Consider the following 23,211-nt stretch of genomic DNA (forward strand, 5'->3'; position numbering starts at 1 on the left):
AAATTTTACAACAATGGAATATACAAATATTGTCGACTTTTTTTACTTAGTAAGTATTGTCGTATTTATTATAGGTCTTAAAGGACTTTCTCATCCAGAGTCAGCACGTAAGGGTAACTTAGTAGCGGCTTTAGGTATGGGTATGGCTATCTTAATCTCTTTAGTAGCTCCTCAACAGAATGGAGATAATAATTACATCTGGATTATTGGAGGTATGCTTGTTGGTGGTACTATTGGTATAGTATCTGCTAAAAAAATTGCCATGACAAAAATGCCAGAGATGGTATCTTTATTCAATGGTTTAGGTGGTGCATGTGCCATGTTAATTGGTATTGCCGAATTTAATAATCTACCTGCTGGAACTGAAATGATGAGCGGTGCAGTTTTCATTAACATCTTCGCTATGTTTGTTGGTGCTGTTTCATTAACAGGTTCATTAGTTGCTTATGGTAAATTAAATGGATCATTAAGAGATAACTTCTCTTTACCAGCTCCACAAATTATCAACCTTGCTTCGTTATTAGGTATCATTGTTCTTTCAGGATTGATCATGACTCAACCTGAATTAAACATGCCTTTAGTATATGCTTTATTGGGTCTTTCGTTATTCTACGGTATTGCTTTCGTAACACCTATTGGTGGTGGCGATATGCCAGTAGTAATTTCATTACTAAACTCAGTAACAGGTATCGGTGCAACAGGTGCTGGTCTAATCTATTCTAACAACATTATGATTATTGGTGGTATCCTTGTTGGTGCTTCTGGTATTATCTTAACAGTAATGATGTGTGAAGCGATGAACCGTTCTCTAGTAAATGTACTAGTAGGTAACTTAGGTGCCTCAGGTGGAGGATCTGGATCAGGACGTGAAGAAATCGTAAAAGAAGTAAATGTTTCTGATTTAGCCATCCAATTGAAATATGCTGACAGAGTTTGTATCGTACCAGGTTATGGTCTTGCAGTAGCTCAAGCACAACATATTTGTCACGAAATCGAAACTGTTTTAGAGGCAGAAGGCGTAGAAGTGAAATATGCTATTCATCCAGTAGCAGGTCGTATGCCAGGTCATATGAACGTACTATTAGCAGAGTCAGACGTATCGTATGACAAGCTATTAGAATTAGAGCCAGCAAACGATAGCTTCCCATCTACAGATGTTGTACTTGTAATTGGAGCGAATGATGTTGTTAACCCATCTGCAAAAGATGATAGCTCATCACCAATCTACGGTATGCCTATCTTAGACGTTGAAACAGCTAAGAACGTAGTTGTATTCAAACGTGGTATGAGTACAGGTTATGCAGGTGTTCAAAACCCATTGTTCTTTGGAGACAGAACAAAAATGTTATTCGGTGATGCAAAAGCTTCATTGGGTAAACTGAAAGAAGAAATCGCTAACGCGTAATTAAAATATATATACAAGGGTCATTTTCACCTATTTCTATCGTATCCTTGAACTAACATTAAAGGTCATCTTCCTATCGAAGATGACCTTTTTCTATATCAATAAATTATTTTCTAAGTAGAACTTTCTAAAGTTGTTTCTACTTGAGCGATAAAGTCTAGTAAGTTTTCTCCTTTTTCCAGATTTAATTTCTTTCTGATTCGATACCTAGATGTCTCAATTCCTCTAACTGATAAATTTAATGCATTGGCAATATCTTTTGTCGACATATTCATCTTGATATAAGCACAGATCTTTAACTCCTGAGTTGTTAATTCGGGATAATGCTCTTTAAAATATTCGAAAAAATCAGAGTGAATTAAGTTGAAGTGATCTTTAAACCTAGCCCAGTCTTTTTCATCATCAATTTCCTTATTGATTCTTATAGCTAATTGATGAATTTCTTTAGAGGTTTTTACATCATTTGTAGCAGTAGATACTTTGATAAGCTCCGCTTTTATAGAGGTCATCAAAGCATTTCTTTGTGATAAGTGAAAAGCAGATAATGCCAATTCCTTATTCTTAAAGTCAATTTCTTGATGATGTTTCTCGTGAATCAACTGCTTAATAGTTCCATCTTGATCTACAATTTGTTGTTCTTTTTGGCCAACGATACTTAACCATTTTTTACTATATCTAATTTTAGAAATTCTAGTTACCAGATATATAATTAAGCAGGAAGCAAGTAGATAGAAGAAATAAGCAAGCGTGGATCGATACCATGGAGGCAGAATACTAAAATGAATTTCCTGCACTTTACTTATTTCTCCGTAGATATTTTTGGCCTTTACTTTAAAGGTATAATCACCTTCTTTTAAGTTGGTATAAGTAATAGTTGAAGTAGTAGACCAATCCTTAGGTAGTTTATCGAATCCCTCTAAAAATGTCTGATAAGTATTGTATTCAAGACCATCAAAGAATGGACAAGCATAGGAAAAACTCACATCATTAAAGTTGTAAGTAATTTGATGATCCATATCAGAAAGAGAAGTTTCATTGATTAAATCAATACCATTGCTACTCGAGAAACTAGTCACACTTAACGGTATTTGATTATGTACCACTTGCTTAAAACGTGGGTTGAATCGGATAAAACCTTCCTTAGCCGTAATCAACACATTAGAATGATCGATGACGATTATACTTTCCAAATCATCTGATATATACTTGTTGATACGTTCAAAAAGCTGCCTTTCAACATAAGGATTTTTCGATTTGGTATCATATAACAACCCTACTTTGTTCTTTTGTATAAAATATACATTTCCTTCTTGGTCATTCACTAAACTAGAGATCCTTTCTTTTCCTAAAAGTTTATTGTAAAGTGTATGAGGTTCAAATACATCTTTCTCTGCATTGTAAATAAATACACCGTTCTCTCCACAGAAAACCAATTCATCGTTCACTTTAAATAAATTGATCAATACATTAGTATAAAAGCCTTTTTCCTTCCCGTAGAAATCAACTTTAGATATTTCATTACGTTCAAAGTCCACTTTCAATTTATAGACTCCTTTAAAACCATGACTCATCCAAATATTATTTTCATTATCGAGTTGAATAAGTCGTGATGACTCATTAAATCCTTCCAATTTTTGAGAAACCCATTCATTATTGTGTATTCGATGAATATAAATTCCATCATAAGAACCTTGAATATAAGCATCTACAGAAGGAATGTAAACCACATTCCAAGCTCCTTTATGAGATGAAATGAGTTGATTGTGATTTCCTTTTAATGAATAGAATCCTTCATGTTGTCCTTGAAAAAGCTGATTGTTTAATACTGTTAGATTATAGGTGTGTCCTATATTCATTTTTTGATAAAAAGGTTCTTTAAAATGACCTTTAGGATCGTATTGGAATACTCCATTTGATGTTCCTAAATAGAGTAAATTATTAAAATAGGTAGCTGAATATCCTCCTCCTTCGATGCCCACCTTTTCATTAATCAAAGAAAAAGGAGAATGTAATTCTAAATAGGATAAGCCATTTCTATGGGCAATCCATAAGTTTTCTGAATGATCCTGGAAGATATTATAAATGGTCATATCCGATAGACCGCTTTTTTTGTTGATATGAAGCTTTACTTCTCCATTTTCGTCTAATATATAAACCCCATTGTTTTGAGTACCTACTGCAATTGTATTGTCTTTTAATAGTATTGCATCATTGATCTTATCCCTTTCAAAAGTTTTCCAAGTAGATGTGGCCCAAGGTTCAAATCCTTTTCCTTTATTCATAAGAAGAACACCATCATGACTTAAAGCTAAAAGCTGGCCATTTGGAAAATTGATGATTGATCTGACCATGTGTCCCTTTAGAAGTTCAATCCCTTTATACTGTGGTAGAATTCTCATGTTGTTCCAACTTAAAAGACCTAAAGAAGGACTACTTGATAGAAAATCATCATTGACATAAAAACTATAATGTATGTTTTCTGGAGGAGTTATGCTTTGTACTTTCTGACCATCATATTTATAAATTTTACGATGTGAACAGAAGACAATTTCTTTGTCGTTTTTACCTTTATAGATGTTCCATATTTCATCAAAGGTATCGCCTTGATCAATAAATTGTAGTAAAGAGTGGTACTTCAATTCATGTTTTTTATTACGCTGAAAATATCCAAACTCATGCTGCCCACCTACAAATATTTTCTCACCAATAGCTAAAACAGAAAGTAAGTTATTGTTGCCTTTGTTCATGGTGTGTACTTTCCAATTCACTCCATTAAATTCTAATAATCCAAAGTTGTTAGCAATGTAGATGAACCCATCTTCATTCTGTGTAATACTCCAATTTTGAGAGCCAGCCCCATAAACAGTAGCAGAAAACTGATTAACGATAGGAATACCTAACTGTTTGTTGGTAGAAAATGAAGGTTGACTTGTAAGTGTCGTGATGATTAAGAGTAGTAATAAATTCCATTTCATAAACAAGATTTTTTATTTGATCTAGCTGTGGACAATCCGAAAGTTAGTGTTGTAATAAGAAAAAAAGTAGTTCTACAATATCATTAAAAATATTGAAAATTGTTTACGTCAGTGGTTTAAAACGGTACTTCAAAACTACGTCATCTTCAAAATTCACCTACTTCTCTATCATTTATAACAAAATCGTAGGATGGAATGATGTATTATCGAATATGAACTATAGGTAATATTAATTTTTTAGTTTGATTACTCACTTTGGTGATCGAAGACTACAATTAATAAAGTATAAATGATATGAAAAATAAAAATATTCTCTATTCTATAATGGTATCATCCATTGTAGCAATAGGTGGTTTTCTACTCGGTTTTGATGGAGTAGTAAATTCAGGTGCTATACCTTTTTACAAACACACATTTGATATTGTAGAACAGCCATTGCTTATCGGGATTTCTACAAGTATGATTATTCTTGGAGGATTCTTAGGAAATCTAATGGCGGGCTTCATTAGCGATAAATACGGTCGCAAGAAAAGTTTGTTACTGACGTCTTTATTATTTTGTGTTGGAGCATTAGGTACTGCTTTGGCCACAAGTATCTACTTCTTTATATTATGTAAATTCATCGCTGGTCTGGGAGTAGGTATTGCAATATTAGTAGCCCCTATGTATATCTCAGAAATTGCGCCTTCAAAACATAGAGGGTGGTTGGTGACTTTTAACCAATTGAATATCGTACTAGGGTTATCAATCGCTTACTTTTCTAATTACTATATCCTTCAGTTGGTAGAAGATCCAAATCTTAATTGGCGATGGATGTTAGGTGTAGGAGTAATTCCCGCAATAGTATACCTTTTACTTTTAATGATTATTCCTGAAAGTCCAAGATGGCTGATTCAAAACGGTAAAAAGGAATATGCAAAAAATGTATTGGTGAAAGTAGGAGGTATTGAATACGCACAACAAGAACTCGCACAAATCTCAAAAGCAATCAATACTAAAACACCAAATAAGAGAGGAAAGAGTTTACGTAAAGAATTCTTTTCTTCTAAGATGAAGTTGGTCTTATTTATTGGTTTAGGTTTAGCAGTATTCCAACAAGTATCAGGCATTAACGCGATACTTTATTACGCTCCTATGATTTTTGAGATGACAGGAGAAGGACAAGATGCTGCTTTTATGCAATCCATTATTATAGGGTTGGTATTTGTAGTTATGACGGTCATCTCTATGTTTATGATCGATAGAGTGGGACGTAAACCATTGCTAATTGCAGGATCAGCCATTATGAGTATATCTTTATTTATCACTTGTTACTTTTTCTCAAGTGCTACTTTTAGTATCAGCCAAAGTGAAAGTAAGGGCCTCACTGAGGGAATGGCACATCAAATTATTTCAGAAACTATAAAGACAAAAGGTCTAGCAAATGTAGATTTCGATCATTATCAATTTATTGATGAGGATTTAGTTTTAAATAAAAATGAAACTGAGGTTTTAAGATTGTCTGAAGGAGTGGATGCATTGGTAGGAAAGCTTGGTCAAATCAAAACTTTAGACTATGCCTTGCTCTCATTAAAGAGTACAGAATTTAACTCAGACGTCTATTTCTTTGATACCATCAAAGAGAAAATGCTGACAAAGTTTTTATCAAACTCTACTGAAGTAGTACCAAATTCCCCAAAGGCTCCTTTCTTTTTGGTCGCTAAAAACGATCTTTTAAAGGGTGTTGATTATCAATTAGCTTTTGAAAAAGCAATCAATAAAGTATTCGTATCAGAATATCAATCGAAAATTTTAAATACAAGTATTCATATTAATGCCTTGATGGTGTTGGTGGGAATTTTAGGATTTATTACTGGGTTCTCTATTTCATTGGGACCAGTTATGTGGGCAATGCTCCCCGAAATTCTACCAAATCATTTGAGAGGCCTAGGTATTTCCGTAATTGGGGGAGTAAACTCTGCTACAAGTTTTACAGTAGCTACTTTATTTCCTATGGAATTAGAATATCTAGGGGCAGCCAATACATTTATGATTTTCGGTATTGGCATGTTAGCCTGTTTATTATTCTCCATTTTTATCGTGAGAGAAACAAAAGGAAAATCTTTAGAAGAAATTGAAACGGAATTAATCGGTCAGACAATCAGTGACCCAAGAGATGTTTCGGATGAAATAACGCCATTGGCACATTAGTACTACTACAATGACAAACAAAATTCAAAACCCAATTTTAAAAGGGTTTAATCCTGATCCATCGATTATAAGGGTGGGTGACGATTATTTTATTGCCACATCTACTTTTGAGTGGTATCCTGGAGTACAAATTCATCACTCCAAAGATTTAATACATTGGAAATTAATTGGGCATCCTTTAAAAAGGTTGTCCCAATTAGACTTAAGAGGGGTGCCCGATTCTTGTGGAGTCTGGGCTCCTTGTCTTTCCTACCATGAGGGCACTTTTTATTTGGTGTATTCTAATGTGAAAAACTTTGATGGTCCTTGGAAAGATACACCTAACTATTTAGTGACGACTGAAAATATTTTTGGTGAATGGTCAGAGCCGACATATCTCTCTTCTTGTGGCTTTGATGGTTCTTTATATCATGATGATGATGGGAAAAAATATTTTGTCAGTTTACGTGTTGATCACAGAGGAGGAAAACTGTTTGGAGGGATTGTTTTGCAAGAATACGATCATCAGAAAAAATGTTTGATTGGTGAAATGTCTGATATCTACGCAGGATCTGATATTGGTTTAACCGAAGGGCCTCATATCATTAAAAAAGATGACTATTACTATTTGATAACGGCAGAAGGCGGTACAGAATATAATCATGCAGTAAGTATAGCAAGATCAAAAGATATTTTGGGTACTTATGAGACTGCTCCCAATAATCCTGTGTTTACAAGTAAGCATTCACAAACAAATACTTTACAAAAGGCAGGACACGGAGATTTTGTACAAACAAAAGAAGGGAATTGGTATGCTGTTTTCTTAACTGCAAGACCTTTAACCAAAAGAGGAAGATGTACTTTAGGTAGAGAAACGTCTATTGAAAAAATAGTGTGGGAAGAAGGAGAATGGCCAAGGCCATATTCGGGGGATAAAGCCCCAAGAAATGAAGTAGAAGGAATTGGTTTACATTTTCCTTTTGAAAAAGAGTCTTCTCATTTCGATTTTTCATCCAATATTCTATCTCCGCATTTTGCCTCCTTGAGGGAGCCATTTAGCGATCAATGGATGAAAATTGAAAATGGACAACTTCAATTATTGGGTAGAGCGTCACTGTCATCATTCCATGAGCAAAGTATGATGGCCCATAGGGTGCAATCGCATTATGTTGAAGTAGTTAGTAAAGTACTATTTTCACCAGAAAACTTTCAGCAAATGTCGGGTTTAGTATGTTATTACAATACTGCCCACTTTCATTACTTGTATATCACAACAGATGATGGAGGAAAGAACAAAACGCTGAAAATTATTTCTGCGGATACTTTTAAGGTTGAAGAAGTAAGATTAGAGAAATTTGTGTTTAATAAAGATCAGAAGCTCTATTTAAAAGTCATTTTTGATCGTGCAGATATTCAATTTAGCTTTTCGTTGGATGGCGAAAAGTTTGTAGAAATAGGTCCAAGTTTAGATGGATCAATATTATCTGATGATTATATTCAAGATGATGGCACTGGTAGATATCGACCAGCATTTACAGGGGCTTTTATTGGTATGACTTGTCAAGATTTATCGGGAGACAAACACCCTGCTTACTTTGATTTTTTTGATTATAAAGAGACGGTCGATGTGCTAGAAAGGGTAGAAAATGATGCTTAAAATACGGTTGCTATAATTGTAAAAAAAGAAGTAAAGCATATTAGTGAAGAGTAGAATGATTGAATTTTGCTCTTCACTTTTTTTATTGTCTCAAGATTTTGAGATAGTTAGTCAATTATTATGAACTCGATATAATGGCTATCATTTTTCTATTGTGACATTGCTAATCTCATAAAATCAAAAAAACTTCTTTAGAATAATGTATTTGATAGAAAATCGCTAAAAAAGTGTCTTAAATACACCTGATGTAGAATTGAGTAGTGCTTGACGTAGCTGTGAAGTAGTGTTTTTTTTGAGTTTTCACCCTAAAAGCAGCAACATTGTATCAACGAAATGAAATAAACTTGTCTAAAATGTCTAGCGGCTTTTCGAATCGGTCGTTCAATCTTATTCAACTATTATAAGATTTTAATTTAACAAAAAATGGATGATACTATGAATTACAAATACCAACTAGGTACGTCATTCAAGCTACTAACTAAGTCATTCCTTCTTGGAATATTTTTTAGCTTATTTTCTCTTCAATCTTTTGGTCAAGATCAAATAATTAAGGGAACAGTCAATGATGATGTCAATCCTATCCCAGGTGCAAACATTAAAATACAAGGAACTTCTATAGGTACAGTCACAGATTTTGATGGAAATTTTAAAATCGTAGCCAAAAGTGGAGAAGTACTTGTATTCTCTTTTGTTGGTTATAAAGACCAAATTGTAGAAATAACTAATCAAACTACATTAAACATTGTTTTACAAGAAGATGTAAAGCAAATGGAAGAAGTAGTCGTTATTGGTTACGGTACACAAAACAAAAAAGATGTTACAGGTGCTGTAGCATCAGTAGACAGCGAGGCATTGGCTATTGCTGTTGAACCAAGTGCGGAAATGGCTATGCAAGGTAAAGTTGCAGGTGTTACGGTTTCTCAAAGTTCAGGTTCTCCAGGTTCTGCTTCAACAATTACCATTCGTGGTCAAGGTACTATTGGAGATGCGTCTCCTTTATATGTTGTTGATGGTATTCTTACAACTAATATTTCTTTCCTGAACCCGAATGATATTGAAAAAATGGATGTATTAAAAGATGCATCTGCAACAGCAATTTACGGTTCTAGAGGTGCCAACGGGGTAATTATTATTACTACCAAAAAAGGGAAGGAAGGACATATGAATGTTTCTTTTGATGCTTATGCGGGTGTTCAGCAAGTAGGTAATAAGATTCCTTTAACGAATCAATATGAATTAGCGTTCCTAATTAATGAAGCAAGAATTAATGACGGTCTTCCAGAAAAATATTCATTTGATGAATTACAAGAATTAAAAAAATCTCCGGGAACAAACTGGCAAGATGAGGTATTTAGTAAACCATCTGAAGCTTCAGTACAGAATTATCAATTTACTGCAAGTGGAGGTAATGCTAAATCTCAATACCTAATGAGTTTGAACTATTTTGATCAGAAAGGTATTATTGCTCCATCTGGTTACAAACGTATCTCGGGAAGGTTAAATGTGAAATCTCAAGTTACTGATTTTCTTGCTTTAGGATCAAACATTGTGATTACGAATTCAAGTCAAGAAGTTATCCCTCAAAATAATGAATACGAAGATCCAATTATGCATATGTTGGCAATGGATCCTATGGCACCCGTTTATGCTCCAGAAAATGATGAAGGAAAAGTATACGGTGCATCACAGATTTCAGATCAGTTTACTAACCCTGTTGGACGCTTAGATCTGAACAATGATAATATTGGAGTGGATAGATACATGGCGAATGTATTTGCAGAGTTGGAGCCAATTAAAGGTTTGACATTTAAGTCGATGTTTGGTTTTGATAGAGTGTACTTAGAGAGAAAAGTTTTCAATCCTAAGTTCGATGATGCCAACAACTTAAAATTATCAAGAACATCGGGTAACTTATTTATCAGCCAAGAAAAGCACTTTACTTACACTTGGGATAATACAGTTACTTTCAAAAGAAACTGGAATAATAAACATGACTTAACTGTATTAGGAGGTTTCTCTCTATACAATGAGTACCATGAGTTCTTCAATGGAGGTAAAGGTGGATTGTCTAATCAAGAGTACTTAAGGTTCCTTGATGCAGGTATCGATCAAGAAACAGATACAGCACCAAGAAACTTCGCTCAAGATGCTGGAATTATGTCCTTTTTAGGTAGAGCGATGTACAGTTACGATGACCGTTACTTAGTTACAGCTACTTTCCGAAGAGATGGTACATCAAGATTGTCAGAGAAAAACCGTTGGGGTACTTTCCCTTCATTTGCCCTAGCTTGGAAGATTTCAAACGAAGGTTTTATGAGCGGAGTTGATTTTGTAAAGGACCTAAAATTAAGAGGTGGTTGGGGACAAGTAGCCAACGATAAAATGCCAAACAACCTTGGTTTTTATCCTACAATCTCTACAGTAACCAATGGACTAAGATACCCTTCAGGAACAGGGGCAATTATGGACGGTGCATCTTTAACAACAGGTCCTACAACTAATTTGGTTTGGGAAACTTCTGAACAACTAAACATAGGTTTAGACGCTGTATTCCTAAGAAATAGATTATCTACTTCAGTAGATTTGTACCAGAAAAAGACATTAGATATGCTTTTCCAAGCAGATATCTTAGGATCATCTGGATTTACTCAAAACCCTTGGTCTAATGGTGCTTCTGTTCAGAACTCAGGTATTGAGTTAGTATTAGGCTGGGCAGATGAAACAAAAAGCGGGTTTGCTTACAGTATTTCAGGTAACTTCTCATACAATAAAAATGAAGTACTAAGTACTGGTGCTAAAACACCATTTTATACAGCTCCATTTTTCGGAAAAGATGTCTTAATCACTAAAGAAGGAGAATCAATTGGTTCTATTTATGGATACGAAACTGATGGTGTATATCAGTCTGATCCAACTGCTGATGATGCTGTGTTAAACAATTCTGTATCTGCAGGTGACTTGAGATATAAAGATTTGGATGGAGACGGTAAGATCACACCAAACGATAGAAAAGTTTTAGGAAATACTATCCCGGTATACACTTTTGGTTTAACCACTAATCTTAGCTATAAAGGATTTGATTTAATCATTTTCCTTCAAGGAATGGGTGGCCATAAAATCTTCAACGGTATCAAGTATAACTTAAATGCTCCAAATACCAACTATATGTCCTTAACTATGGAAAACAGATGGACAAAGGCAGGTTCTACTAATGAGCATCCAAGAGTAACAGGTACAGCAAATAATAAATTATACTCTGATTATTATGTAGAAGATGGAGACTTCTTAAGATTAAGAAACTTGCAATTAGGTTATACAATACCTAGTAATATCACGAATAAAATTGGAGTAAAGAAGTTTAGAATTTATGTAGCAGGACAAAACTTAGTGACACTTACGAAGTACACTGGGTTTGACCCAGAAATTGGACAGAACTTATCTTCAGCACAAAGTGCCATTGATTTCAGTATTGATAGAGGAAATTATCCGGTACCAAGAGTATATACTGCAGGTGTAAACATTAGCTTCTAATTAGAATTTGATATGAAAAATATATATAAAATAGTCATCTTTTTATCTCTATTGTTGGCAGGTTCAGCTTGTTCTAACTTCTTAGATCGTGAGCCTTTAGCAAGAGAAACAACGGAAACATTTGTTTCTGATCCAGAGAATCTAGAATTAATGGTTATTGCTGGGTACGACCCAATGCAATGGAGATTTGAAGGAACGCAATTCTATAACTATTTCATTTTTGGAGATATTGCTTCGGATGATGCTGATAAAGGTGGTTTATCAGAAACTGATTTAGATTATATGACAATGGTGCAGAAGTTTCAATGGAATGCATCAGAACCGTTGTTTGAGTCTGTTTGGAAAAGACATTTCGCAGGGGTATTTAGAGCAAACACAGTTCTATTTAATGTAGAAGTAGGCAAGGCTTCTGTAGATGAAAATACCTATAACCAGGTAAAAGGAGAGGGTTTATTCTTAAGAGGATGGCATTATTTTCAGTTAGTTAAAATGTATGGAGGTGTTCCAATGTTCACATCATTGGAAGATTATGAGAACCTTAATTCGACACCTAGATCATCAGAAGCAGAATTGTATGAGCTGATTTTGAATGATTTTAAAGCAGCAGGAGCTTTATTAAAAACAAAAGATCAATACGATGCGGAGTACTTAGGAAGAGCCACTTCAGGAATGGCGTATTCTTATTTTGCAAAAGCAGCTTTATACTCAAACAACGAGTCCACTTATGAGGAAGCGTATACTTATGCCAAAAATGTAATAGAAAGTGGACAGTATGCATTAGTAGATGATTACGCTAATATTTGGCGTTTAGAGGAAGAGAATGGAAAAGAATCTATTTTCGAAGTGCAGTTCGAACCTTCTAATTTCAATAACTGGTCTACTCAAGGAGAAGGAGCCGGTGAGAATATGATGCAATCTCCAAGAGCAGGAGGTAATTCAGGTAACCCTGCATCCATTGGAGAAGGTTGGGGTTTTAATTTACCAACTGTAGTTTTAGAAAAAGCATTTAGAGATGCTGGTGATGATATTCGAAGAGAGCAAACTATCATTTATGATGGTGAAGAAGTTTACCCTGGTGAAGGTACAATTCGTGTAGCTCAACCAGGAGACACGAATAGTGATTGGTACAATACTACAGGGTTTGCACCTCAAAAGTATTTCCTTCCACAAAGAGAGTTAACAACAAATTTTGGTGATAACCGCTACAATGGTCATTCTAACTATAGAATGTTTAGATATGCTGATTTATTATTGTTTGCTTCTGAATTAGCAATACGTACTGGTAAAGGAGGTGCAGCAGATTATTTAAATCAGGTGAGAGCAAGAGTAAATCTTGCACCAATTGCATCGCCAACTTTAGACGATGTTTATAATGAACGTAGATTAGAGTTGGCTATGGAAGGACATCGCTTCTTTGATCAAGTGAGAACAGGACAAATCACAGCTGAATTAGTGGGTGAGGGCTTTGTTCAAGGGGTGCACGAAAAGTTCCCTATTCCACAATCAGAAATTGATCTAACTGACGGGTTGATTACAGGTAACCCAAGTAACTAGTGTGTTATATCCGTTAGCTCATAGTTGAAAATCTATGAAGCTGACGGGATTACTATAAAATACTTCTTTCGTTCGTTTGGTAATTTTTTACCATGCTGGCATCGTACTGCCCAAACTTTTTAAACAGAGCAATTTTGCTCCAACATTTATTTAAAATTTGAATTGAAATGAAAAATTTAAACTTTATCAAATGGCTTTTGATAGGCTTTATTGCACTTACTTTTGGTGCTTGTTCTGAAGAAGATAAAAATAATGACCCTTCAGATCCAACAGGTCCCTCTGGAACATTAACTTTTGTACAAACAGAAGGAGCAGATTATGAAGTAACATTTACAGTTGAAGAAGCTCAAAATGTAAACTCATTCAAATTTGATTTTGGTGATAACACGTCTGAAACTACAACAGAGTCATCAATTACTCATCATTATTTAGAAATTGGAGATTTTGAAGTAACTGTAACATTAACAGGTGATGACGATGCAACACAAATAACTACAAACGTATCAGTAACAAAAATTGATGTTGGGGAAATTTGTAGTAATGAATACTATAAATATCTGACAGGTGGTTGTGATAGTGAAGGTAAAGTATGGAGGTTATCTAATGCATATGGTTCACATGGTGTTGGTCCTGCAGATGGAGAAGAGGCAATTTGGTGGCAATCAGAGTATGATCACTGGAATGGTAATAATGGTGAGGGTTTTACAATGACAGAATCAATGACTTCTCGTTTTACATTCTCTTTAATACCAAACGTAATGGGTGTTTCAGCAACTCATCAAATCAATAACTGGCAAGTCGATACTGAAGCAGAACCATTTGTAGATTTCCAAACTTCTTATTCTGGTGAAAGCGAATATGGTTTCTCTGTAACTGAGGAAGAAGGTAAAATGTACTTATCATTAAATGGTGGTGGTTATATGTCATACTATCAAGAAGTAGACGGAGCACCTGCATCAAAATATGAGATTGTAGCTTTAACAGAAACTGAGTTATATGTAAGATATCTTAATGTCCTTAACTACAATGATGGAGATGGTAAAAATTATAGATACTTAAGATTTGTACAAGAGGATGTAGTAGAGGAAGCACCAGAGGAAGAAATTAAAGATTTAGAGTATAGATCAATTTCTGCTTCATTTAATGGTACTATGGATGTAGCAGTAGGTGATGAAACATTAGAATTTATCAATGAAGCTGATATTGTAACTTCTTTTGTAGAAGATCCAATTGATGCGACTACTCAAGTATTATTATATACAAAAAATGGAACAGTAGATGATGTTCAAGTGACATTGAATCATAGAATGGATTTATCAACAAATAACACATTCAAATTAAAAGTTTACTTCCCTTCTTCAAACGATTATGATACAATAGATGAAACTGCAGAAGCTTGGAAAGACACTGATGGAAGTTTAGATGCTATGGTAAACGTGAAGTTGTATGATACAAAAATGGGGGGAAATGCTTGGCAAACTGAAGCAGCTATTCGTGTGTCTTCAGATCTTCGTGATCAATGGGTGGAAGTAGAATTTAACTACTCAGGACATGAAGTATTAAATAGAGATAATGGGGATGTGGTATGGGATGATGCTGCAACTTCAGATACTTATGACAAGATTATAATCCAAATTGGTGGAGAAGGTCATAAGCAATCAGGTACTTTCTATATCAAAGATTTTGAATTAGTTGAAACAGTAAACTAATCAGTTAATTATCAGATCAGATAAGTTATCCCCCTTTATCTTAAAGGGGGATATTTTTACAAATAGTGAAATATGAGATGCATAAAAATATTTTTTACACTCTTGTTAGTTGCTTCGTTTTCTAACGGACAAACAAGAAATTCCTGCTTATCGGGACAAGCAAAATTTGCCCCAATAGATGGAAAAAGACTTTTAATTTTAGGTCAAGATTTAGGAGCTGTAGGTGGTTTAGATAGATATAATTCAGGCTATATTGATTCCTTTGCTGATTTACCAGCAGGTATAACAACTTATACCTCTCTACCTACTTTAGGAGGATTATATAGTACTGTAAATTATGGAGCGGGTGATGTTTCCGCTAAAGTATACGCAGATTCACCAGAGTTTAATCAAACCTCTTTTGTTATTGGATTGTACTTAGTTGATCAAGAAAAGAGAATTAGTGATGGTGATTATGATGAACAAATAAGGAAATTAGCCAATTGGATTAAAGACACAAATCGCCCTGTTTATTTAAGAATAGGATACGAATTTGATGGAGATCACAATCATTATAATTCCACATATTATAAATCTATGTGGAGAAAAATTGTAGATATTTTTGATGAAGAAGCAGTAGCCAACTGCGATTTTGTTTGGCAATCGGATGGGGTACATTCAGTAGCATTTATGCAAAATTATTACCCTGGCGATGAGTATGTAGATTGGATGGGCTTTTCTTATTTTCAGAAAAATGCAGGTGGCGATTTAATTCGTTACGCAGAAATTAAGAATAAACCAGTAATGATTGCTGAAGCTACACCAAGAGGTTATGATTTGCAAAATGATAATGGAACGACCGCATGGAATAGTTGGTTTAAACCATTATTTGAGTTGATGGATAATCACACAATCATTAAAGGGTTGGCCTATATCAATACAGATTGGGACAGTCAACCGATGTGGAGAGGAGAAAATTGGGGTGATACTCGTTTACAAGTAAATGAAATAATTAAAACCAATTGGGATACAGAATTGCAAGGCGAGGAATGGATTTTTGGAGGAAATGAATTTTTTGAAAATGTAGGCTATCCTTATGATCAAATTACAGACAATTGTTTCCCTTCAGAAGATGGTCAGGTAACCAGTGTAAACGATGAAGACTTTAGATGGGGATACGTTTGTAATACTGAAATTGGAGGCTTAAAACTCTATTTAGATAACTGCAAAGAAATTAAATCTATAACTCTGCTAGAGGCTACTTCTGGGAAAATCATCAATGAAATTGCAGCACCTCAGCAAAACATAAACAACATTCAAACTTCAAATGGACTGTATATACTCAGTGTTGAAGACTTCGAAGGAAACTTGAGTCGTGTGAAGGTGATGGTGTGTAATTAGATCCTTGCCAACCTGTTACGGTACATGATACATAAAAATATCATAGACTTTTAGAATAACAGCAATTGAAGACAGCGCTATTTTTAATAATTTACAAGAATTTATGAATGTACTAGTAACAGGTTGTAGCAAAGGTATTGGTCGATTTACTACAGAAACATTATTAAGGAAAGGTTATACCGTAATTGCGACAATGAGAGCGGTGAAAGGGATAAAAGCAGTTGAGGAACTGAATATTTTCGCTACTCAAACAAAAGGTAAACTCATTATTCTACCACTTGATGTCACTAATCAATTATCAATTGATGTGGCAGTACAAAATACTTTGCAATTGGTAGGTAAAATTGATGTTGTTATTAATAATGCTGGTGTAGGAGGAACAGGTTGGACAGAAACATTTACTATGTCTCAAATAGAAAGAATGTTTGATGTAAATGTCTTTGGCATTCAACGAATGATGAAAGCCGTTCTGCCTCATATGCGACAGAAAAAACAGGGAACAATCATCAATATTTCTAGTATTCAAGGTAGAGTAGTTTTTCCTTATTCAGGGATTTATACAGCTACAAAATTTGCTTTGGAAGGTCTAACAGAAAGTTATCATTATGAACTTAAATCTTTAGGAATTGATGTATTACTTGTCGAGGCAGGAGGGTTTAGTACTAGTTTTGAAAAGACACAAACCAAACCTAATGATATTGAAAGAATAGCAACTTATGGAAACTTAAAAGATCTACCCGAAAAGGTATGGGGGAAAAAAGGAGAAGACAAAGACTTCTTACCCTCACCTAAAATACTAGCAAATGCTTTGGCACAATTGATAGAAACGCCAAAAGAAAAAAGAAAATTACGAACCGTTATCGACCCTCTTTTAGATGGGTTGGGGACTTTGGAAATAAATGCAACAGCAGAAAAATCTCAACAGGAATTATCAAAAAAACTCCAATGGGATATAGAACATTTACCGTAAATAATGAGCATAAACCGCCATCAGAAAAAATGAGTTTGATGAAAATGTTTTTCAGCAAACTCAAATTTTAAATTATTTATCATTACGGTAAATCCTAGAGGTTGAGTCATTTTGATTCAGCTTCTATTTTATTTTAGGGGAATCTACCATAAAAGGAAGGTTAGCTGTACCGACTTTTCCTTTACCATCAAATACGTAGGCAAAGATTCTATATTCTCCGTTATTCTCTGGGGTTTTAAACGTAATAGAAGAGCCATTATTTTTAAGAATTTCTAAAGGATAAACTTTAGGCTTTACTTCAAAAGCTCCCCCTTCACTTTTCTCTTTTACTTCCTCTAAAAGCTCCCATTTATATTGTAGAGTATCCTTATCAAAGTCAATAGCATCAATGTTCACTGTACATGTCTCAGAGTTTTTAATGATGATGTTATCAATAGCAAATTTGTGATTTAACGAAATAGAGTTCACCAAAGGAGCATAATTTTCAGGGACTTTACCCGACCAATATTCTGTGAGTACATCTACTCTAGCATCACACTCTCCGCTAGGGAGAAACATTCCGTACCATGTAGGTGTTCTTTCTTGTTTTTGTCCCCATAAAAAGGCAAAACTTCCAAGAAAGAGAGGGTTGGTATTCTGAATAAACCCTGCTTGAATACGATGTGCTAGTCCTTCAGATTTTTCTTTACTTGTTTCCTCGATTTCTCTATTCCATGAGGTATTTGGCCTTTCCCAATGTCCTAGTGGCCCGTATTCAGAAATGATATACGGTTTATTTAGTGATAATTTTTCTATGTCTTGAGGAAGAGTTTGCAGTCCACCATAAATTTGGAAGGAGTAGAAATCTAAAGAAGGACACCTTTCTGATGCCACTTTAACGTGAGTAGGAATAATACCTGCAAAAGTAGTAGTAACAGGGTGTATGGGATCTACTTGATGTATATATTGGACAATTTCTTCTAAAGCATCATAAACTGTGGGGTTTACTTTACCAAGCCCTCCATTTTCATCAAACAGTAAGTTCAATTCGTTACCTACTACCCAACATAATAACTGTGGTTCATCTTTATATTTATCAATCTTAGTTTTGATCAAATTAAACTGTTGTTTAACTGCTTTTGGATCATTGTAGTTAAAACCATGTAACTCTTGACCTACTTCTATACCTAAAGCAACTTTTAATTGATATTTTCTAGCTGAATCAAATTCTGCCTCGGCATTACTACTTCTCCAAGTTCTAAAGGCATTGCCACCTGCATCAGCAAATGCCTTAAAGTATTGGGGACCATTATTATCAATCCCTGCACCTTTGATAAAGAAACCATCAAATATATTTAGTCTTTCATTCTGTTGTTGAGAGAACCCTTTTATTGATAAAATCATCCATAAAAAGAAGAATATTTTTTTCATATTTATTTAAAATTAATAATCCCACACCTAATGCCTTAGATGTGGGAGATAGAAAATAGTGAAACATAAGTTTGTGTTGATACATTAATGAGATGCTTGTATCAAAACATCCTATAATGTATGTCACATTTATTGTAAAACCTCACCCATTATTTGGACTACTGACTGTTGAAGTAGCCTTGAAGTAAGAAATAAAAGAGATAAAGAAATAGAATTATATTCTTTCTTCTACTACTTCAGAAGTTGAGAATTTATATCTCATGTTTCTATACACTGCAATGTCTGTAATATCTTCTGGCGTATCTTTTGGCATTGCTCTAAAATTGGTAGAAACTCTATAAGTTCCTTTGATAGGTAATACTCTGTGCCAGCAATGTCCGTGTAATAATACAACAGTTCCTTTTTTAGGGGTTAGGACAATTTGATTCTCCAACGCTTCATCAGGAATACCGGCTGATATTGCCCCATGTTTATGTGTTCCCGGTACAACTAGTGTTTGTCCCCCAATCTCATCAGTAATATTATGAGTATACACCAAGCGGTTCAAATTAAATTGTGATTTGTTTTCTGGTGGGCAGTCTTGATGCCATGCTTGTCCTTTGGTTCCTTTTTTTGAGAACATAATCATACAATACAATTCGTTCCATTCCTCTCCAAGAATTTCTTTAGTTAGGTTTTGCATCAAAGGATCGTCGTTGATTGGTCGAAATGCAAATTCATTTTCTCTTTCTGGGAACCAAGGCACTACTTCTGTAGCCGATTTATCTAAGAACTCATCATTGTGTTCCCATTCTGGATTCATACCAAAATGACGGATGATTTTATCGTTCAGACTATCCATCATTTCTTCAGAAAAATAATCTTCGATAACCACGTATCCATTTGCCCAAAATTGCTCTGCAAGCTGTTTAATTTCCATAGTAATAATTCTAATGTTTTTTGTCTTTATCAATTGATAGAATCGAAAAAGAGCTGTTGATTAATAAGAAGTAACGAAATGAATAAACACAGACAAAGTAGTAGGATTGTTTGATAAATATCTCTTTTTATGAGCCCTACAGAGGTTTTGGCGTAGTGGTGAAGTACCTCTCGGAGTATTTGTAGTAACAATAAAACATTATTAATTCGTCAAATTTGAATCAACGAAGAGAAAGAAGTGAATCGACTAATTTCTATGTTGAAAAATAGAAATACGAATGGGTTAGTCACCCAAAATCTAAACAAGAAAACAGATGTATAAAATCGTTTTAGGATGGTTGGTCTGTTCCTTAATTGGTATTATGGGATGCGAGCAATCAGAGAAATCAAATACAATACAGGAGGCCTCTCTAAGTCCACCTAATATTACCTCCTCTAAAAAGATAAGAGCCAAGTTTGAACCTGAAGATGGGAAGGTTTTGGTGTTTATTGGACAAGAACTTTCAGCCATAGGAGGTCTAGAAAAATACAATGATGGGTACTTGGATCATTTTGATAGAAGACCGGCAGGGTTTACAGCTTACTCATTTTTAACTCCTGGTGACACCACTTTTGGATTTGTTCATAAAGGGTTAGACGGCATAATATCAACAGATAATTGGGGAGATAATGATAGTAATATGTCATTACAACTGAATGATCCTGATTATACCGATATGTGCTTAGCTATAGGGCTAGGAATGGTAGGACATGAAGATAAGGTAGCCAATGGTGTACATGATGAAATGATAAAAGAATTGGGTGCTTTCGTACAATCCATAGCTCCAAGACCTGTTTTTCTAAGAATAGGATATGAATTTGATGGGCATCCTTGGAACCATTACGAAAAAGAAAACTATTTGAAGGCTTACCGAAGAGTGAAGGACATTATGGATGATATGGGAGTGGATAATGTTGCCTTTGTGTGGCAATCGGCAGGATTTGTTTCTACAATGGATGAACTAGAAGAATGGTACCCAGGAGACGATTATGTAGACTGGTGTTCGTTTTCATTCTTTGCTCGTTGGAGAGAACAAGAGATGATTGAGTTTGCTAAGAAAAAAGGGAAACCTGTATTTATTGCAGAAGCTTCTGCCACAGTATCTGGGCCAAACATGAAGTTTGATAATCTTACCTTACCAATGGATTTCAATAATCCTGAAGATGCTCAATTGGCATGGAATAAATGGTTTACACCTTTTTTTCAGACCATTCATGATCATCCTAAAACGGTAAAAGCTATATCATATATTAATTGTAATTGGAAGGCACACCCCATGTGGGAGGATAATCCAACATTTAAGGGAATAGATGCACGATTACAAGAGAACAAAGAATTAAAAGCGAAGTGGGAAAAAGAGATATCAAAAAGTAATTATGTGATGTCTTCACCTACTTTATACTCGGACTTACAAAAAAGTTTATAAAGGTTGATAATACCTATAGTTAAATGCCATCCATTTTGGGTGGCATTTTTTTTTGCTTATTCTTTTAGATAACCTGATTAAGAAAACAAACTAGCAATAAACAAAATACCTTGAACAATCCACATAATTACTGTACTCACAATTTGTATCAAATAGTAAATAGGTTCTAGTATTTCTAATCCACCGATGACATAAGAAAAGAAGGTTTTAATTTTTTCGATCATTGATTAAGAGTAATTCATTTTGAAAGAAATATAATAACACATACAAAGTGAAAAATGGAAAGTTATCCCTTAGAAATCGCTTATCATTTTCGTTTCAAAAAACCGAATTATTCAAAAAAATAGGAGTCACAACTTTTCCGGGAGCGGTTGCGAACACGGTTTCAACCAAGATTTTCACATTAAAATTTGATCAAAACACACATTACTAACTAACTAGCAAGTGTCCTAGAGACAATTGTATGAGATAGATGACAAGAGTTACATACAACTATTATTTCGTTAGCAGCAGACATTTTTTAGACAACAAAGAAAAAAAACTAATACAGATATGTTAGAATCAACAGTAGAATCAAAAGTAGTATTTGGCGATCAGGAATTTTTTAAAGGAATCGATAAAATCAAATACGAAGGACCAGAATCAAAGAACCCTCTTGCTTTCCGTTTTTATGACGAAAACAGAGTTGTTGCTGGTAAAACAATGAAGGAGCACTTCAAGTTTGCAGGTGCTTACTGGCACAACATGTGTGGTGAAGGTAGCGATCCATTTGGACCAGGTACAAGATTATTTCCTTACCGTAACATAGGAGACCCTATCGAAAAAGCAAAAATGAAAATGGATTTTGCTTTTGAATTCTTTACAAAACTAGGTCTTCCATACTACTGTTTCCATGATTTCGATTTGATTGATGAGGGATCATCAGTATTGGAATCTGAAAAGAGACTACAAGCAATTGTTGATTATGCGAAAGAAAAGCAAGCAGCTTCAGGTGTTAAATTACTTTGGGGTACTGCCAATGCATTTTCTAATCCAAGATATATGAATGGTGCTTCTACTAACCCAGATTTTTCTGTAGTAGCACAAGCGGGTACTCAAGTAAAGAATGCCTTAGACGCAACAATCGAATTAGGTGGTGAAAACTACGTATTCTGGGGTGGTAGAGAAGGTTACATGAGCTTATTAAACACGGACATGAAACGTGAGCAAGAGCACATGGCACAATTCTTAACTATGGCTAGAGATTATGCCCGTAAGCAAGGTTTTAAAGGAAACTTCTTTATTGAGCCTAAGCCAGCAGAGCCATCAAAACATCAATATGATTTTGATTCTGCAACAGTTCTAGGATTCTTAGAAAAATACGGCTTAGCTGATGATTTCTTCTTAAACATAGAAGTAAACCATGCAACATTAGCGAATCATACATTTACGCACGAATTACAAGTAGCAGTAGATGCTGGTAAATTAGGTTCTATTGATGCCAACCGTGGTGATTACCAAAACGGATGGGATACAGATCAATTCCCTAACAATTTATATGAAATCGTTGAAGCAATGCTAATCATTCTACCAGCAGGTGGTTTCAAAGGTGGTGGAGTTAACTTCGATGCAAAAGTAAGAAGAAACTCTACGGATTTTGAAGATATGTTTTATGCACATATTGGTGGTATGGATGTATTTGCAAGAGCACTATTGGTAGCAAACGATATTCTTGAGAACTCAGAATACAATCAAGTAAGATCTGATCGTTATGCTTCTTTTGATAGTGGAGAAGGTAAATTATTCGAAGACGGTAAGTTGTCTTTAGAAGACTTACGTAACATTGCGGTCAAAACTGGTGAGCCTATCCCTACAAGTGGTAGACAGGAATACCTAGAAAACTTGATCAATATGTATATCTAAGCATTTCAAAGTTAAGTATATACAGTGGACAGCTAACGCATGGAGTTTCTCCTTGTGTTAGCTTATTACAACTCTCTTTTAATTAATAATGCCTTCTGATCTGAGCATTAAAAAACTATACATTACTATAAGGTGAGAGTGAGCCTTTCAATCACTTACAATGAA

The 23,211-nt window shown here is 34.7% G+C and carries 13 protein-coding genes; 10 read left to right on the plus strand and 3 right to left on the minus strand.

Annotated features, from left to right (window positions below; translation table 11 throughout):
- Positions 1 to 13 precede the first annotated feature (13 nt).
- A complete protein-coding gene (locus NH26_RS15320; RefSeq protein WP_044227499.1) occupies positions 14 to 1,405 on the plus strand; it encodes an NAD(P)(+) transhydrogenase (Re/Si-specific) subunit beta in 1,392 nt (463 codons plus the stop codon).
- Between the two features lie 113 nt (positions 1,406 to 1,518).
- Here the strand turns inward: NH26_RS15320 and NH26_RS15325 are convergent, their stop codons facing one another.
- A complete protein-coding gene (locus NH26_RS15325; RefSeq protein ID WP_044227501.1) occupies positions 1,519 to 4,380 on the minus strand; it encodes a triple tyrosine motif-containing protein in 2,862 nt (953 codons plus the stop codon).
- Positions 4,381 to 4,674: 294 nt separating this feature from the next.
- Between NH26_RS15325 and NH26_RS15330 the strand changes: the two genes are divergently transcribed.
- The 7 genes from NH26_RS15330 (at position 4,675) to NH26_RS15360 (ending at position 17,350) form a co-directional block, all read left to right on the plus strand.
- Entirely contained in the window at positions 4,675 to 6,570 is a 1,896-nt protein-coding gene (locus NH26_RS15330) for a sugar porter family MFS transporter (protein ID WP_052432229.1), read from the plus strand.
- A 10-nt stretch (positions 6,571 to 6,580) separates the two neighbouring features.
- Positions 6,581 to 8,206, plus strand: coding sequence for a glycoside hydrolase family 43 protein (locus NH26_RS15335; RefSeq protein WP_044227504.1), 1,626 nt, complete (start codon positions 6,581 to 6,583; stop codon positions 8,204 to 8,206).
- Positions 8,207 to 8,641: 435 nt separating this feature from the next.
- Complete coding sequence (locus NH26_RS15340; protein ID WP_158021947.1) at positions 8,642 to 11,737, plus strand: SusC/RagA family TonB-linked outer membrane protein; 3,096 nt, start codon at positions 8,642 to 8,644, stop codon at positions 11,735 to 11,737.
- A gap of 12 nt (positions 11,738 to 11,749) precedes the next feature.
- Positions 11,750 to 13,291, plus strand: coding sequence for a RagB/SusD family nutrient uptake outer membrane protein (locus NH26_RS15345; RefSeq protein WP_084812198.1), 1,542 nt, complete (start codon positions 11,750 to 11,752; stop codon positions 13,289 to 13,291).
- A 167-nt stretch (positions 13,292 to 13,458) separates the two neighbouring features.
- Positions 13,459 to 15,000 (plus strand): PKD domain-containing protein, encoded by a 1,542-nt coding sequence (locus NH26_RS15350; RefSeq protein WP_044227515.1) that lies wholly within the window; start codon positions 13,459 to 13,461, stop codon positions 14,998 to 15,000.
- A 72-nt stretch (positions 15,001 to 15,072) separates the two neighbouring features.
- A complete protein-coding gene (locus NH26_RS15355) occupies positions 15,073 to 16,380 on the plus strand; it encodes a glycosyl hydrolase (RefSeq protein WP_139263105.1) in 1,308 nt (435 codons plus the stop codon).
- 103 nt (positions 16,381 to 16,483) lie between these two features.
- A complete protein-coding gene (locus NH26_RS15360) occupies positions 16,484 to 17,350 on the plus strand; it encodes an SDR family oxidoreductase (protein WP_044227518.1) in 867 nt (288 codons plus the stop codon).
- Positions 17,351 to 17,473: 123 nt separating this feature from the next.
- Here the strand turns inward: NH26_RS15360 and NH26_RS15365 are convergent, their stop codons facing one another.
- Together NH26_RS15365 and NH26_RS15370 are read right to left on the minus strand one after the other, a co-directional pair.
- Entirely contained in the window at positions 17,474 to 18,760 is a 1,287-nt protein-coding gene (locus tag NH26_RS15365) for a glycoside hydrolase family 2 TIM barrel-domain containing protein (protein ID WP_052432231.1), read from the minus strand.
- Between the two features lie 214 nt (positions 18,761 to 18,974).
- Positions 18,975 to 19,679, minus strand: coding sequence for a phytanoyl-CoA dioxygenase family protein (locus tag NH26_RS15370; protein WP_044227521.1), 705 nt, complete (start codon positions 19,677 to 19,679; stop codon positions 18,975 to 18,977).
- 313 nt (positions 19,680 to 19,992) lie between these two features.
- Here NH26_RS15370 and NH26_RS15375 point away from each other — a divergent pair, with 313 nt between their 5' ends.
- On the plus strand, positions 19,993 to 21,144 hold the full coding sequence (locus NH26_RS15375) for a glycoside hydrolase family 26 protein (protein ID WP_052432232.1): 1,152 nt from the start codon (positions 19,993 to 19,995) through the stop codon (positions 21,142 to 21,144).
- Between the two features lie 552 nt (positions 21,145 to 21,696).
- A complete protein-coding gene (xylA, locus tag NH26_RS15380; RefSeq protein ID WP_044227526.1) occupies positions 21,697 to 23,046 on the plus strand; it encodes a xylose isomerase in 1,350 nt (449 codons plus the stop codon).
- Positions 23,047 to 23,211: the final 165 nt, after the last annotated feature.

Origin of the sequence: Flammeovirga pacifica, assembly GCF_000807855.2 — a bacterium.
Taxonomy (GTDB): Bacteria; Bacteroidota; Bacteroidia; order Cytophagales; family Flammeovirgaceae; genus Flammeovirga; species Flammeovirga pacifica.

Coding starts and splice junctions, on each gene's coding strand:
- NH26_RS15320 (WP_044227499.1), top strand. CDS start 14: ATGGAATATACAAATATTGTCGACTTTTTTTACTTAGTAAGTATTGTC.
- NH26_RS15325 (WP_044227501.1), bottom strand. CDS start 4,380: ATGAAATGGAATTTATTACTACTCTTAATCATCACGACACTTACAAGT.
- NH26_RS15330 (WP_052432229.1), top strand. CDS start 4,675: ATGAAAAATAAAAATATTCTCTATTCTATAATGGTATCATCCATTGTA.
- NH26_RS15335 (WP_044227504.1), top strand. CDS start 6,581: ATGACAAACAAAATTCAAAACCCAATTTTAAAAGGGTTTAATCCTGAT.
- NH26_RS15340 (WP_158021947.1), top strand. CDS start 8,642: ATGAATTACAAATACCAACTAGGTACGTCATTCAAGCTACTAACTAAG.
- NH26_RS15345 (WP_084812198.1), top strand. CDS start 11,750: ATGAAAAATATATATAAAATAGTCATCTTTTTATCTCTATTGTTGGCA.
- NH26_RS15350 (WP_044227515.1), top strand. CDS start 13,459: ATGAAAAATTTAAACTTTATCAAATGGCTTTTGATAGGCTTTATTGCA.
- NH26_RS15355 (WP_139263105.1), top strand. CDS start 15,073: ATGAGATGCATAAAAATATTTTTTACACTCTTGTTAGTTGCTTCGTTT.
- NH26_RS15360 (WP_044227518.1), top strand. CDS start 16,484: ATGAATGTACTAGTAACAGGTTGTAGCAAAGGTATTGGTCGATTTACT.
- NH26_RS15365 (WP_052432231.1), bottom strand. CDS start 18,760: ATGAAAAAAATATTCTTCTTTTTATGGATGATTTTATCAATAAAAGGG.
- NH26_RS15370 (WP_044227521.1), bottom strand. CDS start 19,679: ATGGAAATTAAACAGCTTGCAGAGCAATTTTGGGCAAATGGATACGTG.
- NH26_RS15375 (WP_052432232.1), top strand. CDS start 19,993: ATGTATAAAATCGTTTTAGGATGGTTGGTCTGTTCCTTAATTGGTATT.
- xylA (WP_044227526.1), top strand. CDS start 21,697: ATGTTAGAATCAACAGTAGAATCAAAAGTAGTATTTGGCGATCAGGAA.